The 17195-nt window shown below is 57.5% G+C and carries 14 protein-coding genes; 2 read left to right on the top strand and 12 right to left on the bottom strand.

The genetic code is table 11. The features are described from left to right. Positions 1–11: 11 nt before the first annotated feature. The 4 genes from SMB34_RS00540 to argH all read right to left on the bottom strand — a co-directional run bounded on the left by SMB34_RS00540 (position 12) and on the right by argH (position 6381). Positions 12–2432: a DUF4175 domain-containing protein gene (locus tag SMB34_RS00540; protein WP_037987103.1), complete on the bottom strand. Its 2421-nt coding sequence runs from the start codon at positions 2430–2432 to the stop codon at positions 12–14. Between the two features lie 1128 nt (positions 2433–3560). Then, positions 3561–4826: a diaminopimelate decarboxylase gene (gene lysA, locus SMB34_RS00545; RefSeq protein ID WP_037987104.1), complete on the bottom strand. Its 1266-nt coding sequence runs from the start codon at positions 4824–4826 to the stop codon at positions 3561–3563. Beyond that, complete coding sequence (gene lptM, locus SMB34_RS21115) at positions 4823–4969, bottom strand: LPS translocon maturation chaperone LptM (protein WP_007092015.1); 147 nt, start codon at positions 4967–4969, stop codon at positions 4823–4825. The genes lysA and lptM overlap by 4 nt, the downstream gene beginning before the upstream one ends. Next, a complete protein-coding gene (argH, locus tag SMB34_RS00550; protein ID WP_037987105.1) occupies positions 4966–6381 on the bottom strand; it encodes an argininosuccinate lyase in 1416 nt (471 codons plus the stop codon). The genes lptM and argH overlap by 4 nt, the downstream gene beginning before the upstream one ends. Positions 6382–6413: 32 nt before the next feature. On the opposite strand from argH, the gene SMB34_RS00555 reads away from it, so the two are divergent. Further along, a complete protein-coding gene (locus SMB34_RS00555) occupies positions 6414–6974 on the top strand; it encodes a TlpA disulfide reductase family protein (protein WP_037987106.1) in 561 nt (186 codons plus the stop codon). Between the two features lie 6 nt (positions 6975–6980). On the opposite strand, the gene rbsK is transcribed toward SMB34_RS00555, so the two are convergent. From rbsK to SMB34_RS00595, 8 genes are all read right to left on the bottom strand, one after another. Next, a complete protein-coding gene (gene rbsK, locus SMB34_RS00560; protein WP_037987108.1) occupies positions 6981–7904 on the bottom strand; it encodes a ribokinase in 924 nt (307 codons plus the stop codon). Positions 7905–8056: 152 nt separating this feature from the next. Beyond that, positions 8057–9523, bottom strand: a complete 1467-nt coding sequence (xylB, locus tag SMB34_RS00565) for a xylulokinase (RefSeq protein ID WP_037987110.1) — start codon at positions 9521–9523, stop codon at positions 8057–8059. A gap of 184 nt (positions 9524–9707) precedes the next feature. Next, the gene (locus tag SMB34_RS00570) at positions 9708–10595 is read right to left on the bottom strand and encodes a 3-hydroxybutyryl-CoA dehydrogenase (RefSeq protein WP_037987116.1); all 888 of its coding nucleotides are present in this window, start codon (positions 10593–10595) and stop codon (positions 9708–9710) included. Positions 10596–10676: 81 nt separating this feature from the next. Next, positions 10677–11612 (bottom strand): electron transfer flavoprotein subunit alpha/FixB family protein, encoded by a 936-nt coding sequence (locus SMB34_RS00575; protein WP_037987117.1) that lies wholly within the window; start codon positions 11610–11612, stop codon positions 10677–10679. Positions 11613–11627: 15 nt separating this feature from the next. Continuing rightward, positions 11628–12377 (bottom strand): electron transfer flavoprotein subunit beta/FixA family protein, encoded by a 750-nt coding sequence (locus tag SMB34_RS00580; protein WP_037987118.1) that lies wholly within the window; start codon positions 12375–12377, stop codon positions 11628–11630. A gap of 242 nt (positions 12378–12619) precedes the next feature. Continuing rightward, on the bottom strand, positions 12620–13192 hold the full coding sequence (locus tag SMB34_RS00585) for a cob(I)yrinic acid a,c-diamide adenosyltransferase (protein WP_037987120.1): 573 nt from the start codon (positions 13190–13192) through the stop codon (positions 12620–12622). 54 nt (positions 13193–13246) lie between these two features. Beyond that, a complete protein-coding gene (locus tag SMB34_RS00590; protein ID WP_007092349.1) occupies positions 13247–13441 on the bottom strand; it encodes a twin transmembrane helix small protein in 195 nt (64 codons plus the stop codon). A 127-nt stretch (positions 13442–13568) separates the two neighbouring features. Next, entirely contained in the window at positions 13569–15512 is a 1944-nt protein-coding gene (locus SMB34_RS00595) for a sigma 54-interacting transcriptional regulator (protein ID WP_051682056.1), read from the bottom strand. Between the two features lie 212 nt (positions 15513–15724). Here SMB34_RS00595 and SMB34_RS00600 point away from each other — a divergent pair, with 212 nt between their 5' ends. Next, positions 15725–17194: a CmpA/NrtA family ABC transporter substrate-binding protein gene (locus SMB34_RS00600; RefSeq protein ID WP_037987457.1), complete on the top strand. Its 1470-nt coding sequence runs from the start codon at positions 15725–15727 to the stop codon at positions 17192–17194. Position 17195 lies beyond the last annotated feature (1 nt).

Raw genomic sequence — 17195 nt, forward strand, 5'->3', positions numbered from 1 at the left:
GGTAGGACGCCCTAGAACCGTTTAAGCAGCCGGTCGATATATTCCTGTTCGATCACCGGGCGGTCCGGGTCGCCGGAACGACGGCGGAGTTCCTGCAAGATACGCCATGCCCGTTCAAGCGTGTCGACTTCGGGGATGACGGTGGTGCCATCGCCGCCCACCGGCCGACCAAGCGGATCACGATTGCCCGACCCCTGAAGTTCATCAAGCATCGGCATCATCTGGCTTAAACCTTCAAGAGCACGGCTTAGCTCGCCAATACCCTGTTGCAGCGCTTCCATGGCCTGCCCCTGTTGTTGCAGGGCTTCGTGGGCGCGATTGTGGTCAAGGGCGTCTGCGGCGCGTTGCATGGCCTCTATCGCGGTTTCTATGCCGCTGAGATTGCCAAACTGGCCAAAGCCGGAATTGTTGGTCAGGCTCTGTGCGTCCCCGGCAAGATTTTGCTGCTGCCGTGCGCGGTTGCCATTGCCGCCGGGGCTTGAGGGATTATCCCCCTGATTCATCAGGTCCTGCTGGCGGCGGGCAAGATCGCGAATGCCATCAAGCATTTCGCGCAAGGTGGATGTGATATCGGCCCCGCCGTCGCCCGATGTGACCTGCATGTTTTCGACCAGTTCGCGCAGGCGGTCGATCAGGGCGCGCGCCTGATCACGCGCACCAGCCTGCATGAGTGCTTCGATCTGATCGACGATACGTGACAGGTCCTGCTGTTCAAGGATGGCGGCGGGGCCCTGTTGCTGGTTCTGCTGACTCTGCGGTGCCTCGCGGGCGAGGGCGGCCATATATTCGTTAAGGGCGCGGCGATAGTTTTCGATCAGATCGGCGATTTCGGCTTCGGTCACGTCCGGGTTGGCAAGGGCATCCAGCAGCCGTTCCTCAGCCTCCATCAGATTGCGTTCGGCCATGCCATAGCTGCCGCGTTCGATCTCTTCGGCGATGTGCCAAAGCAAACCGGCCACGTCCTGATGGATGTCGCGATCACGCAGATGGGCCGAAAGTCGTGCCTCGGTCACGGAAAGTGCCAGGAAAATGCCGATATGGCCGTTAAATGCCTGCGGGGCATAAATGACAGGCATAAGGGCGTTGCGCATTTCAAGGGCCTTGTCGGGATAGCGCAGCAATCCGCGGCGGATCGTGATCAGTTTTTTGGCCACGGGATGGGTGAATTCACGTTCGGGCAGAATGATCGAACGTATGTCGCTTTCGCCATTTTGTCCGGCGTTGTCGAGCGAAACCAGTTGCAGATTAACCGGAAGCCCCGCCCATGGGTGGGATACCAGATCAATGAAACGGGGGCCTTCGATCCGTGTCGGCATGGCGGCCATACCACCCGGGGTGTCGCCACCAGACAGATCGATACGGATATTATCGATGGTGCCAAACTGTTCGCGACCAGTGCCGTCGGTTGCGGGCGTGATAACCAGTTCAAGGTTTTTCATGCCGTAATCATCGGTCGCAACGTAGTCCAGCCGGATATGTTCGCGCCGGGTAATCGAAGGCGGGCTTGCAAATGAAAGTGCGGGCGGTTTATCGGCAACCAGATTGACATTAAGGGTCAGCCGATCCGTGCCCCAGACCGAAATGCGCCATGGTCCGGCCTGATCAAGTGCGGTCGAGAGGACATAGCTGTTGTCGCTGCTTTCGGAAATGTCGCGTTCACCGGTCGGCGTATGCAGGGTCGGTTGCCAGACACTGCCGATGCTGCCGGCAAGTGTCGACCCGACAGGCACGTCGACATCAATGACGCGCGATGCGTCAGAGCCGCCATCATCCTGCTTTTGCTGGCCTTTAACCTGCTCGAACCGCAGGACGCGCGGGATTTGTCCGGTATAGGCCGGTGGGGTCACCCACAATGTCGTGCTGAAATCAGCAGCACCCAGCCGTTGCAGCGGGCTGAATGCCTTGTAAAACCGCTCGCTCATGCGGTCGTGACCGGCAAACAGGCCAACGCTCAGAAGCAATACGGGCAAGATGACCAACCCGTATCGATCCACCCTGGCAAGGGACGGCACCGGACGGGGCAGATGCAGATGGTTCAGCATTGCCTCGTGGCGTTGCAACTGTTTTTGCCACAGATAGCTGGTCAGTGGGTCGTCGCGATCTTCGATATGGTCTTCAAGGCTTTGCAGCGGGTTGTTTTCAAGGCCGTTTTCCTGTTCTATCCTTTGCAGGACAGCACGGCGATTGGGCCATGTGAAATGGCGCCACGGCAGGATAATGGCAGCAAGACCGGCAACCGACAGGATCGACAGCAAAATGATATGCCCGGTTGCGGGCAGTATTTCAAAGGTACTGGTCAGGGTCAGACCGGCAATCAGCATCACGATTGTCAAAGGCGGGATCAGCCGCGGCCATACCCGTTCCCACGACATGATCATCCGCGCCAGGCGCAGATGACGTTCCAGTCGGGGATTGGGTGGTATGATCGACATATCGAATTTCGGCCCCTGCAATCGCCCCGTTTTCGGGACATGTGACGCCAACTGGGTCTGACAGGACCCTCATCTAAGTTTGGGGCTTTGACGCGGCGGGTCAAGTCAGGATCGCGCGTGAGTCAAAATAAAAACCGGCCCGGATGGGGCGGCTTTTGGCGGTATATAAAGTTTTTTCAGAAAGTTCTTGATTTGTTCTTTTTATTGTGGCATAAGGATAAAGTCAACGGGAGAAATGCACCCGGACCGAAACCCGCGAGGCCTTGTGCCTTGCGGGTTTTTGCGTTTGGGGCGGGATCAAAGAGGTGATCAGGATGCAGCGGCAAGGATTGAGGCAGGGCGGCGGGGCACTCCGCAGGATGCTCATCGGCGGATGGCGGAGCCATTACGGCGGCATTTTGCGCCGGTTCTAACAGGTTTCGAACACCCTTATTTGTCATGACGGGAGAGGTGCGTCTTATCGGGGAAGGGACCCCGGATTTGCCGGAAGCGGCAGCAGTGGCGGCAGGGATCTGTGGCCCGTCGGTGGTGGACAGTTGGGGGCCGCAAGCCCGAGGACCGTCTGAGGGCGAGTCTGGCGAGGGCCCGAGGTTTGTCTGGCGTCGGTGGTTGTGGCCGTGCCGGACGGGAGTGGGGCGGCAGCGAGGCCGAGGACCGTCTGAGGGTGAGTCTGGCGAAGGCCCGGAGTTTGTCCGGCGTCGGTGGTCGTGGCATTGCCGAAAGGGACCGGAGCGGGCAGCGAGGTTTTGGGCGGTTTGTGGGTCGTCTGGTGGTTAGGCTTTCGGAGGTCCGAGGTTTGGCCGGGCTTCGTGGTCATGGCGTTGGCGGAAGGGATCGAAGCGGGCGGTAAGCCTGTGGCTGTCAGTGGGACGTCTGTTGGAAGGCCGTGTTTTGGCCGGGTGGAGCATTTCGTCTGCTTCGGGGAAAATCACCCTGTTGCCGTGCTTTCGGAGTCTGGTGTTCCTGTCCTGCCCTTGGCCCTCGGAGCCCCCCGGAACCATCCGGGAGATCGAAGGAGATGGGGGCAGGTCAGATGATCTCTGTCGGGCAGGATGCGGATATGCAGAAGGCGGCCTTTTGTGTGGAAAGACCGCCTTGCAAAGTTTTTCCGGGTTCTTCCGGTCCGGATCAGTCGAGCCAGTCGGGGATACGGTCCAGACCGATCAGGTCGTCAATCGACTGACGTGGGCGGACGATGGCGAAGTCGTCGCCCTTGACCAGGACTTCGGGCGTTAGGGCACGGGTGTTGTAGGTCGATGACATCACCGCGCCATAGGCACCTGCCGACATGACCGCGACCAGATCACCCGGTTTCAGGTCATCGGGCAGTTTGCGGTCCTTGCCGAAGGTGTCGCCGGTTTCGCAGACCGGGCCGACGATATCGACGGTTGCCTGTTTGTCGCCTTCAGTCTGTTCATCGACCGGGATGATTTCGTGATAGGCGTTGTAAAGGGTTGGACGGATCAGGTCGTTCATCGCGGCATCGAGAATGACAAAGCGTTTGGCTTCGCCGTCCTTGATATACATGACGCGCGAAATCATCACACCGGCGTTGCCCGCAATCAGGCGGCCCGGTTCGAGCGTGATGTGGCAGCCAAGGTGACCGACGGTTTCACGCACCATCTGGCCATAGGCATTGGGCAGGGGCGGTGTTTCGCCCTGATAGGCAATGCCAAGCCCGCCACCAAGATCAAGATTGCGGATATTGATGCCTTCGGCCCGAAGCTTTTCGACCAGATCGGCAAGACGGGTGAAGGCTTCGCGGAACGGTGCAAGATCGGTCAGTTGCGATCCGATATGCATGGCAATGCCGGTGACGTCGATCCCGTCCATGGCGGCGGCCATGCGATAAACTTCGATCGCGCGGGTCCAGTCGATGCCGAATTTGTTTTCGGCCTTGCCGGTGGCGATCTTTTCGTGGGTTTTGGCATCGACATGCGGGTTGATGCGGATCGCGATGCGGGCCTTTTTGCCCATGTCGAGGGCAACCCGGTTGAGTTCTTCAAGTTCCGGGATGCTTTCGACATTGATCTGGGCGATATCGGCATCAAGGGCTTCGCGCATTTCGGCATCGGCCTTGCCAACGCCGGAAAAAATGATTTTGCCCGGGGCAACACCGGCGCGCAGGGCGCGGCGCATTTCGCCAACCGAAACCACATCGGCCCCGGCCCCCAGTTTGGCCAGCGTTTTCAGCACAGCCTGATTGGAGTTCGCCTTGATGGCGTAGCAAACCGTGGCATCAAGCCCGTCAAACGCACTGGCATAAACGTGATAGTGACGTTCAAGGGTGGCGGTGGAATAGCAATAGAACGGCGTGCCGACTTTTTCGGCAAGCTCGGGGATGGAAACGCCTTCGGCGTGAAGGACGCCATCAATATATTCAAAATGGTTCATTGTGCCGGATATGTCCGTGGATAGTTGCGGCCTTCGTCGGTCGGTGGTTCAAGCGGGCCTTTTTTGCCACACGCGGCAACAGACAGGCCCAGCATCACCGCCAGTACGATCACTGTGCTGCGTTTGAAGATCGGGTTGCTCATTTCAGGAACCTTTCCTTTGCGGCTGCGACCTGTTCCTTCACCCGGACCGGGGCGGTACCGCCGAAGCTTTGACGCGCGCTGACCGATGCCTCGACAGTCAGGACATCGTAAACGGCCTTGGTGATTTTGGGTTCGATCCCCTGAAGGTCTTCGAGCGAAAGCTGATCGAGATCACACCCCTTGCCTTCGGCCAGTTTCACGGTCGCACCGACCACGTGATGGGCGTCGCGGAACGGCATGCCCAGTTCGGCCACCAGCCAGTCGGCCAGATCGGTTGCGGTGGTGTAACCGGCCCCGGCGGCAGCACGCATGTTGTCCTTATGCACCTTCATGTCGGCAATCATGCCGGTCATGGCGGCGACACAAAGACCCAGATGGTCGTGGGCTTCGAATACCGGTTCCTTGTCTTCCTGCATGTCCTTGGAATAGGCCAGCGGCAGCCCCTTCATCGACAGCATCAGCGAATTATAGCAGCCAACGATACGGCCGATCTTGGAGCGGATCAGTTCGGCAGCATCGGGGTTGCGTTTCTGCGGCATGATCGACGAGCCGGTCGAAAATTTGTCCGACATGCCGATAAATTTGAACTGTGCGGAACACCAGATCACCATTTCCTCGGCCAGGCGCGACAGATGCATGGCGGTGATTGAGGCCGCGTTCAGATATTCCAGCGCAAAGTCACGATCCGACACCGCATCGAGCGAGTTCGCGGTCGGACGATCAAAGCCAAGCGATGATGCCGTCATGTGACGGTCAATCGGATAGGGCGTTCCGGCAAGGGCCGCCGAACCCAGCGGGTTTTCATTGGCGCGTGTGCGGCAATCGGCAACGCGGCCACGATCCCGGCCAAACATTTCGACATAGGCCAGAAGATGATGGCCAAAGGTGACCGGCTGGGCGGCCTGAAGGTGGGTAAAGCCCGGCATGATGGTTTCGGCATGGGTGCCGGCCTGTTCGATCAGGGCTTCCTGAAGGCCCTTGAGCCCGGCTTCAAGATCGGCCAGTGCCACGTCGCGGACCCAGAGTTTGAAATCGGTTGCGACCTGATCATTGCGGGAGCGCGCGGTATGCAGGCGACCGGCCGCAGGCCCGATCAGATCACGCAGGCGGCTTTCGACATTCATGTGGATGTCTTCAAGGGCAGCCGAGAAGGTGAATGTGCCGTTTTCGATTTCCTGAAGGATCTGGTCTAGACCCGCGACTATTTTGTCGCCATCTTCTGCGGGGATGATCTTCTGCTTGACCAGCATGGCGCAATGGGCTTTGGAACCCTGAATGTCCTGGGCGTACAGGCGTTTGTCAAAGCCGATGGAAGCATTGATTTCTTCCATGATGGCGGACGGGCCCGCTTCAAAGCGGCCTCCCCACAGGGCGTTGGCATTTTTCTGGTCGGTGGCGTTTTGATCGGTCATTGTGATCCGCAAGCGTTGGAAAGGTGAGTATTGTGAAGGCATTGCTTCGTTACGTAAAACTGGGCGTGATTGTCGCCATATCGGCCATTTATGCAAGCCCTGCCTTTGCAGATACGCAATTGCCGCAAGAACTTTCGAAAATGGACACCGCACCTGAGGGCTCAAGCCTGCCGGAAAAGGCGGTTTTTATCGAGGCCGATGGCAGCGAAAGTGACCTTAAGAACCTGAAAGGAAAGGTTATTCTGGTCAATCTTTGGGCGACATGGTGCGCGCCCTGCATCGAGGAAATGCCCGATCTTGATCGACTGGCGGCGAAAATGGATGGCAAGCCGTTCCGTGTTCTGGCGCTTAGTCAGGATCGTGGTGGGGCGGAAATCGTGCAGGAATTCTTTGATGAAAACGGAATCGGCCATCTTGATGTCTTGCTTGATCCGCGCGGGGCAACCGCACGGGCCTTTGGCGCGCGCGGCCTTCCGACCAGTTTCGTGATTGACGCCAACGGGCAGGTTATCGGCAAACTGGAAGGCACGGCCAAATGGGATGCCGACGGGGTTATCGACTATTTCAACAATCTGATTGATGCCGCGTCCTGATTGGGATCAATCCGCACTTTCCATCAGTGATAGTACCTGATCAAGGGTCGGGGCGGCGTCGGCAGCACCATAGCGCGTGGTCGCCAATGCCCCGGTCGCACAGGCAAACCGGACGGCATCACGCAATGGTCGTCCGTCATGCAGGGCAACGGCCAGCCCGCCATTGAAACAGTCCCCCGCGGCAACCGTATCAATTGCGGCAACGTCAAAGGGTTCGACCCTGCCCGACTGGTCGCCGTCGGAATAAAATGCGCCCCTTGATCCCATTTTGATCACCACGATACGCGCGCCCATTTCGTGCAGTTTTGATGCGGCCGCGTGGGCGGTTTCATCATTGTCGGGGTGAATGCCGGTCATGGCAGAGCATTCACTGATATTCGGGGTGACAATGTCGGTCAGTTCCATCAGATCGCGCAAAACAACCCGGTCGGGCACCGGTGCCGGATCAAGGATGATGGTTGCGCCAGCTTCGCGGGCGTATTTCATTGCGCAGGCAATGGCAACAACCGGGCATTCGAGCTGCACCAGCAGATAATTGCAATGTTCCAGAAACACCTGTTTTTCGCGGATGTCGGCCCGGCTCATGGTCATGTTTGCCCCACCGGCCACCGTGATGATGTTTTCGCCAGCATCGTCGATGGATATCAGGGCGGTTCCGGTCTGGGCGTCGGCCGACTGGATCAGCTGGTTGGTGTCAAAGCCTTCGGCGTTCAGGGTATCGATCAGGCTGCGTCCCAGAACATCATTGCCGATTTTGGAAATGAAAACAGGCATTTGACCCAGTCGTGCAACGGCAATCGCCTGATTGCATCCCTTTCCGCCCGGGCCGGTCATGTAATCCTTGGCCGATACGGTTTGGCCGGGTTTGGGCAATTGGGCAACGCGGGCGGCAAAATCGATATTGGAACTTCCGACGATGGCAATGGTCATGGACTATCCGATTAGAAAATTTCTAATACCTTTTACTGATATTGGCATCTTTTCAGGTGTTTAAAGAACCCGGATGCAACATTTCAGGTGAAATGCATCACACCGCTGAAAGGCCGGTCAGGTAAGGCAATCGGTATGGTCTGATGACGTATTCAGACAGGTTGGAATTCATCGCGCAGGGCAGCATAGATTCGTCTGAATTTGGCAAATCGCGGCTGATAATCGGCATGTTTGCGCATATCGGGTTCGATCACTTCCTGTATGACCGGTTTCTGACAGACGTCTTCGACCGTTTCGTGATCAAGTGCCAGCCGCCCCAGACGGGCCGCGCCAAATGCCGGGCCCTTGGCCGCCCCTTCGTATCGGGCAAGCGGGCATCCCATGATGTCAGATATCAGTTGAATCCAGTATCGGCTGCGCGCGCCGCCGCCAATGACACCGGGCAATTCGCAATGCGTTCCGGCGGCATGCAGGCGCGATTGCCCGTCCAGAAGGGCAAAACCGACACCTTCGAGCACCGATTGCACCATTGTTTCGCGCGATGTGTCACTGCCAAGGCCAAAGAACACGCCGCGCGCATAGGGATCGTTATGCGGGGTCCGTTCGCCATTAAGGTAGGGCAGGAACACAACATCCGACGGGGCCTTATGCGCGGCTTCGGTGCGTTGCAGCAATGCGCCGATATCCTTTTCGCCCAACAGGTTTGCCGCCCACAAAAGGCAGCTTGCCCCGTTCAGCAATACCGCCATCTGGAACCAGTGCTGGGGCACGGCATGGGCGAAGCTGTGCAAAAGTTCCTGGGGTTTCGGGCGGTAACGGTCGGATGCCACGAAAATCTGTGACGAGGTGCCAAGCGAAATGAAGCCGTCGCCATGGCTGACCGCCCCGACACCGATACCACCGGTCGCGGCATCGCCGCCACCACCGGCAACAATCACGGTCGGCTTCATATCCCAGCGCGCGGCCAGTTCACCGCGCAGATGGCCGGTGGGGTCGCTTCCTTCGGCAAGGCGGGGTAGTTGGGCAATATCCATGCCGGTTGCGGCAATGGCGTCAAAATTCCAGCTGCGGCTTTCTTCATCAAGCCAAAGGGTTCCGGCGGCATCCGACATTTCGGTGACCTTTTCGCCGGTCAGGCAGAAACGGATGTAATCCTTGGGCAGCAGGACGGTTTTGATCCGGGCAAAGATTTCGGGTTCGTGTTTGCGCAGCCACATCAGTTTGGGCGCGGTCATGCCGGGCATGGCAACCACACCGGCCCGCGATGGCAGATCGGGCAGGGCGGCCTGCAATTCATCGCATTCGGCCTTGGCCCGGCCGTCATTCCACAGGATCGCCGGGCGGAGTGGCTTGTCATTCGCATCAAGGATCACCGCCCCGTGCATCTGGCCGGACAGGCCGATGGCCCGAACCGCGGCAAGGGCGGCGGGGTTGGATGATTTCAACTGATCCAGCGCCGTGCAGGTCGCAGCCCACCAGTCATCGGGGTGCTGTTCGCTCCAGAATGGTTTGGGGTTGCTCAGCGTCAGGGGCACATCGGTTTCGGCGACGGTGAGCGAATGTTCATCCATCAGAAGCGCTTTAACGGCAGATGTGCCGACATCTATTCCGAGAAACATGTGGGACGGCCTCCTGGGTCCTGACCTGGACTCTTTTTTTGGTCTTGGTTACTTGGCCGTCATCATAGCAGGGCAATTTCTGATCGAAAGATCAAAAGCTTTGCACGTTGGTTAAATCATCAATCCAATGCAAAAAGGCCACCGCAGCGATGCGATGGCCCTTGAATGCGTAACCTGGCAATGATTAGCGGGTCGGGACCGGCTCGTCACCGCTATAGTCATAGAAGCCGCGGCCGACCTTGCGGCCAAGCCAACCGGCTTCGACATATTTGACCAGAAGCGGGCAGGGACGATATTTGGTATCGGCCAGACCATCATGCAGGACATGCATGATCGACAGGCAGGTATCCAGACCAATGAAATCGGCCAGTTGCAGCGGCCCCATCGGATGGTTTGCGCCAAGGCGCATGGCATCATCGATGGACCGGACATTGCCGACACCTTCGTAAAGCGTATAGATCGCCTCGTTGATCATCGGCAGCAGGATGCGGTTGACGATGAAGGCCGGGAAATCTTCGGCACTTGCCGTATCTTTGCCCAGTTTCTTGGTCAGTTCATGAATGGTGCGATAGGTCGGCTCGTCCGTGGCAATGCCGCGGATCAGTTCGACCAGCTTCATCAGCGGCACCGGATTCATGAAGTGCATGCCCATGAATTTCGACGGGCGGTCGGTATAGGATGCCAGACGCGTCACCGAAATGGACGAGGTGTTCGTCGCAATGATGGCTTCGGGGCCCAGAACCGGACACAGAGCCTTGAAAATCTGTTTCTTGGTTTCTTCGTTTTCGGTTGCGGCCTCGATCACGAGATCGCAATCAGACAGGAAGCTGTATTCCGTACCCGTGGTAATCCGGGCGAGGGCTGCTGCTTTCTGTTGTTCGGTGATCAGGTCTTTCTTGACCTGACGATCCATGTTCTTGCCAATCAGGCCAAGCGCCTTGTCGAGCGCCTCTGCCGATACGTCAAGCAGTCGGACGTCGTAGTCGGCAAGTGCAATCACATGAGCAATGCCATTGCCCATCTGACCGGCGCCGATTACGCCAATGGTCTTGATATCTTCAAGCGAAGCCATTTGTTCCCCACTCATCCCCAAGGGTCAAAACAAGGTCAGAACAACGTTCTTTAGATTGTTCTGACCCTAGATGGGATCTGATTATTTGTCGAGTTCGCTCGCCAATGCGGGAAGGGCCTCGAACAGGTCCGCGACAAGACCGTAATCGGCAACCGAGAAGATCGGTGCTTCTTCGTCCTTGTTGATCGCAACAATGACCTTACTGTCCTTCATGCCGGCAAGGTGCTGAATCGCACCTGAAATGCCTACCGCAATGTATAGCTGCGGTGCAACAACTTTGCCGGTCTGGCCGACCTGCCAGTCGTTCGGGGCGTATCCCGCATCGACGGCGGCGCGCGAAGCACCAATGGCAGCGCCGAGTTTATCGGCAATCGGTTCGATCAGGTGGAAGTTCTCGCCCGAGCCCATACCGCGACCGCCAGAGATGATAACGCTGGCTGCGGTCAGTTCCGGACGTTCCGACTCGGTCAGTTCCTGACTGACAAAAGCGGATTTTCCGGCATCTTTCGCAGTTGCGATATCTTCGATGGTTGCGGAACCGCCTTCGGCTGCGACCGGATCAAAGCCCGTGGTACGGACCGTGATCAGTTTCAGGCTGTCGGACGACTGAACGGTTGCCATTGCGTTCCCGGCATAGATCGGACGGACGAACGTATCGGCACTTTCGACATCGGTGATGTCGGAAATCTGTGCGACGTCTTTTAGTGCTGCAACGCGGGGCATGAAGTTTTTGCCCGTGGTCGAGGCGGCGACCAGAACGTGGCTGTAATCACCGGCCAGTTCATTGACCAGACCCGCCATGTTTTCGGCCAGGAAATGGCCATAGGCCGCGTTATCGGCAACCAGAACCTTCGAGACGCCCGCAACCTTTGCGGTCGCATCTGCAACCGCACGGCAGTTTTCGCCCGCGACCAGAATGGTGATGTCGCCACCGATTTTCTGTGCGGCGGCAACGGTATTGAGCGTTGCGCCCTTCAGTTCGGTATTGTCGTGTTCGGCAATAACAAGAATGCTCATTTGATCGGCCCCCGCTTAAATCACTTTGGCTTCGTTGCGAAGCTTGTCGACAAGCTCGGCGACGCTGGCAACTTTCACACCTGCCTGACGTGCCGGTGGTTCCGTCACTTTCAGGGTTTTCAGGCGCGGCGCGGTGTCGACACCAAGATCAGCCGGGCTTAACGTATCAAGCGGCTTTTTCTTGGCCTTCATGATGTTGGGAAGCGACGCATAGCGCGGCTCGTTCAGGCGAAGGTCGGTGGTGACGATGGCCGGAAGATCGATCTTGATGGTTTCAAGGCCACCATCGACTTCGCGGGTGACGTCAAGCTTGCCATCGGCAACGGCGACCTTGGACGCGAATGTGCCCTGCGGCCAGTCCAGAAGGGCGGCCAGCATCTGACCGGTCTGGTTGGCGTCGTCATCAATGGCCTGTTTGCCGAGGATCACGAGATCCGGGCTTTCCTTGGCAACGACTTCCTTGAGAAGTTTGGCAACGGCAAGCGGTTGCAGTTCGTCGTCGGTTTCGACCAGAATGCCGCGATCGGCACCCATGGCAAGGGCGGTACGCAGTGTTTCCTGACACTGTTTCACACCCAGCGATACAGCGACCACTTCGGTCGCGGTGCCGGCTTCCTTGAGGCGGACGGCCTCTTCAACGGCGATTTCGTCAAACGGGTTCATGGACATTTTGACGTTGTTCAATTCAACGCCAGACTGGTCCTGTTTGACACGGATCTTGACGTTGTAATCCACAACGCGCTTAACGGCGACAAGAACCTTCATGACAGACCTGTTCGTTTTTGTTGTCGAAGCTATGGGCTTGCTGCGTTCTGCCGGGGCAGTCCGCAGCGGGGCCCGATGTTACTGTTTTCCCCGCGATGCACAATAGGGGGTGCTACGGGGCTTGTCAATTTACGTAAAGAGGTTAACGTTAACGATAACTTCTTTACTGAAATTCTGAAGTATCTGGCGGCATTGATAGGCAACCAGCCCCCGAAAAGACAGGGATTTATTCGAATATTTGCCTAGCGGGTCAGGCCGGGTTGCCACAGGATATCGTCCTTGCCGCCATTATTGGCATGACGGGCCAGAACGAACATATGGTCCGACAGGCGGTTGATGTAACGCACCGCTTCGGGGTTGATTGCCTCGATTCCCGCAAGTTCTACAATCAGCCGTTCGGTGCGGCGCGATACGGTGCGCGCGACATGAAGCTGGGCGGAAAGGGCGCTGCCGCCGGGCAGGACAAAGGATGTCAGCGGATCAAGACCGGCATTGATCGCATCGATTTCGGCCTCAAGCCGTTCGGTTTGCGTGGCCGTGATGCGAAGGGCGGGGCGTTCCGGGTTATCGTCGCTGCCGTCACCGGGCGTACACAGATCAGCCCCAAGATCAAAAAGATCGTTCTGGATCCGGGCCAGCATGGCATCGACATTACCCGTCGCATGCAGGCGGGCAACCCCGATCACCGCATTGGTTTCGTCCACCGTGCCATAGGCCGCAACGCGGACATCGTTTTTGGCAACGCGGGTGCCATTGCCAAGGGCGGTTTTACCCTTGTCGCCGGATTTGGTGTAGATGCGGGTCAGTTGAACCATCTTGAATTCCGTTATTCTGAGACGTGACTTTCTGAGGCTAGACCTTCGGCGGGCTTATTTGCCCAGCGCCATGAAGGACAGGATAACCAGCAGCAAAAGGGCAATCCCCTGTACCAGTACGCGGAGCTGCATCAGCTTGTTGGATTTCCTGGCATCCTTGCCGCGCGCCATGGTGACGATGCCAAGAACCAGAATAACCGCGACCGCGGCCATCGCGATCAGAACGCCAATCTGTAAAAATCCAGCCATACCGGACTACTCCTTTGTGCCGCCCTTGCGGTGGTAATGTGCCGGGCGGGGCGACATGCTGCGTCAAACTGCGGGCGGGGGCAAGGTCGCAGATCGAAAAATCTTTGCGATTTCCGATGACTGGTTCCTAGTGCTGGCCCGATGGCGTGAAATCGCGCCGGTCAATCCGAAGCTTTTTGATCCGCGATGCCAGTGTTGTTGGCTTTACATTCAAAAGGGCCGCCGCGCCATCGGGGCCAAAAATCCGGCCGCGTGTGGTTTCAAGGGCGCGGATGATATTGTCATATTCACGTTTGCGCCGGTCATCTTCGGTGAGGATTGCGGATGCGTGGTTTATCTGATCACGCGCGGGGTCGGCATTGCCGGGGTCGGTTTCGCGGCGATTGGGTTCGGGCAGGTCAAAATTCAGTTTGCCGTCGCGGGCCAGAATGGCGGCGCGTTCGATAATGTTTTCAAGTTCGCGCGCATTGCCGGGCCAGTCATATTTCATCAGGCTTCTGACCTGCCCGTTGGTCAGGGTCAGTTGCGGGATGTTCAGCCGCTGGCAGATATTGCGCAGGAAATGTGTCGCCAATGGCGGGATATCGTCGGGCCGTTCGCGCAGTGGCCGACATTCGATGGGAAATACATTGAGGCGGAAATACAGGTCTTCGCGGAAGCGGCCGAGCCGGACTTCTTCCTTGAGGTCGCGGTTGGTTGCGGCCAGCAGGCGGACATTGACCTCGCGGGTGCGTTCCTCGCCGATGCGTTCGAATTTCTGATCCTGCAGAACGCGCAAAAGCTTGCCCTGTAGCTCCAGCGGGATTTCACCGACCTCGTCCAGAAACAGTGTGCCGCCATCGGCCAGTTCGAACCGGCCGACGCGGTCGCGCACAGCGCCGGTAAAGGCACCGCGGACATGGCCGAAAAACTCGCTTTCGAACAGTTCATGGGGGATGGCGGCACAGTTCACGCGGACCAGAACACGGTCGCGCCGATGGCTGGCCTGATGGATGGCGCGCGCGATCAGTTCCTTGCCGGTCCCCGATTCCCCGGTGATCAGGACGTTGGCATCGGTCGGGGCGACCAGATCGATCTGTTTGAGCGCACTATTGATCGCCTCGGACTGGCCGATGATTTCGTGGTGGTTGTTGGTTGAGAGGATTTCTTCCTGCAGATAGGCGTTTTCAAGTTCCAGCCTTTCGCGCAGGCGGTCGACTTCGGCAAGCGCCGCATGCAGCTTTTCCTCGGCAATCTTGCGTTCGGTGATATCGCGAAACACGATCACCGCCCCGATCACCAGCCCATGATCGCGGATCGGGGTGGAGGTATATTCAACCCGGATCGGTTTGCCGTCGCTGCGCCAGAAGACTTCATCATCAACGCGCCGAACGATGCCTTCGCGAAACGCATTGTAAATCGGGCAATGTTCGGCGTGGTATGGGGCGCCATTAACATGCGAATGGTGGATGATCGAATGGATTTCCTTGCCCACCAGTTCCTCGGCCGTCCAGCCCAGCATCCGTTCGGCGGCGGGATTGACAAAGGTGGTGATGCCGTCGCTGTTGACCCCGTAAATGCCTTCGCCTGCCGCACCCAGTATCAATTGGTTTTCGCGTTCGATTTCACGGAAGAAACGTTCGGCGCGCCGCCATTCGGCAATGCCTTCGCGCAGGTAATTATCGGCCTCTGCATCAACATCGCGGCGGTGGCGGGCATCGAGATCGCACAGGATGATGATCAGATAATCCTCGCCCTCCCAATGCAGGGCGCGGGCTTCGTGTTCAAGCCGGATTTCGGTGCCATCCGCATGCATCAGGTTCAGGCCCCGTGTCCAGGCAAAACCGTGATAAAGGGCGGCCTGGCTGAACACCACAAGGCTTGGCACCTGTCCCTTGTGCAGGCTGCTCATGGCGGTGGATTTCAGATCGGAAATGCTGCGGCCCAGCAAATTCGCCGCCGCCTGATTGGCAAACATGATGCGATCACTTTGCGGATGCACCAGCAAAGTCGGATGAATATGCGATGCAAGGGCCTGTTGATACAGGGCGTCCGAAACCGTTGGGGGTGGCGGGTTTGCAATCTGATCCATCGTGGTCGGCCTACGATATTTCGTAAATATGGTTACGAAATATCGTAAATTACGAAATTTCGTATTGCCTGAGATTGCGCCTGTTTCGCGCCAAAGTCCAGTCTTTCCCTAGAGTTTGTCGCGCCGCACAAATCTGGCACGCCGGTTGCTGTTATCACCCCGAATATCGGTGTCGCCTGATGGGCGACGTAAACAAAACAGGGGGTGACCACATGTCTATCAGAAGTCTGGGCGATCCATTCAGTGGCGAAAGCGATCTGCGGCATAGCAAATCGTGCGGCTGCGAGGCTTGCGCAACCGGCAAACATCACCATGCCGGTCATGACCATCACGAAGACACATACGATCTGGCATCGATGCCTGCACATAGCGACATGGTCGCGGATGGCGCGGCATCATCGTCTGGCAAACTTGCCAGCAGCGAGGAAATGCTGGATCGCGCGATTGAAAGTGCGGTGGTCCGCTCTGTCTTCGGGCATAACGAGATTTCACGTCGTTCCTTTGCCAAAATGGTTGGCAGCGGCACGATGATGGCGGCACTGGCATCCGTCCTGCCGCTTGATAAGGTCAAGGCGGCGATCCTTGATGATCTGGGCACGCCGGAAAAGACCAAGCTTAATATCGGCTTCGTTCCGATCACCTGCGCCACACCGATCATCATGGCCCAGCCGATGGGCTTTTATGAGAAATACGGTCTTGATGTTGATGTGATCAAGACGGCGGGCTGGGCGGTCGCACGTGACAAGTCATTGAACAATGAATATGACGCGTCGCATATGCTAACCCCGATGCCGCTTGCCATCACCATGGGGGCCGGTTCGACCGCGACCCCGTTCCTGATGCCAGCAGTTGAAAACATCAACGGGCAGGCGATTGTCCTGCATAACGACCACCTTGATAAACGCGATCCGAAACAGTGGAAGGGCTTCAAGTTCGGTGTGCCGTTCGAATATTCGATGCACAACTTCCTGCTGCGTTATTACGTCGCCGAACATGGCCTTGATCCGGATAAAGACATCCAGATCCGTGTCGTTCCGCCGCCCGAAATGGTCGCGAACCTGCGTGCCGGTAATCTTGATGGTTATCTGTCGCCCGATCCGTTCAACCAGCGTGCCGTCTGGGAAAAAATCGGTTTCATCCACACCCTGACCAAGGATATCTGGGAAGGTCATCCGTGCTGTGCGTTTGCCTGTTCCAAGGCATTTGCCGATGAAATGCCCAATACCTATGGCGCGCTTCTGAAATCGATTGTCGATGCGACGCAATACGCATCCAAGCCCGAAAACCGCAAGGAAATTTCGGCCGCAATTGCACCGACCAACTATCTGAACCAACCGGTGCCGGTCATCGAGCAGGTCCTGACCGGGCGTTATGCCGATGGTCTGGGCGAGGTCAAAAACGTGCCGGATCGCATCGATTTCGATCCGTTCCCATGGCATTCGATGGGTGTATGGATTCTGACGCAGATGAAGCGCTGGGGCTATATCGACGGCGATGTCGATTACAAGAAAATCGCCGAAGAAGTCTATGTCGCGGCTGACTGTGCGAAGATCATGAAGGAGCTTGGTTACGAAGCGCCAGACAGCACCTATCAGAAATACACGATCATGGGCAAAGTGTTCGATCCTGATCAGCCCGAGGCCTATGTCAACAGCTTCCCGATTGGCAAAGGGGTAAGCTGAT

Origin of the sequence: Thalassospira permensis NBRC 106175 (assembly GCF_000714555.1) — a bacterium.
In the GTDB taxonomy this organism is placed as follows: Bacteria; Pseudomonadota; Alphaproteobacteria; order Rhodospirillales; family Thalassospiraceae; genus Thalassospira; species Thalassospira xiamenensis.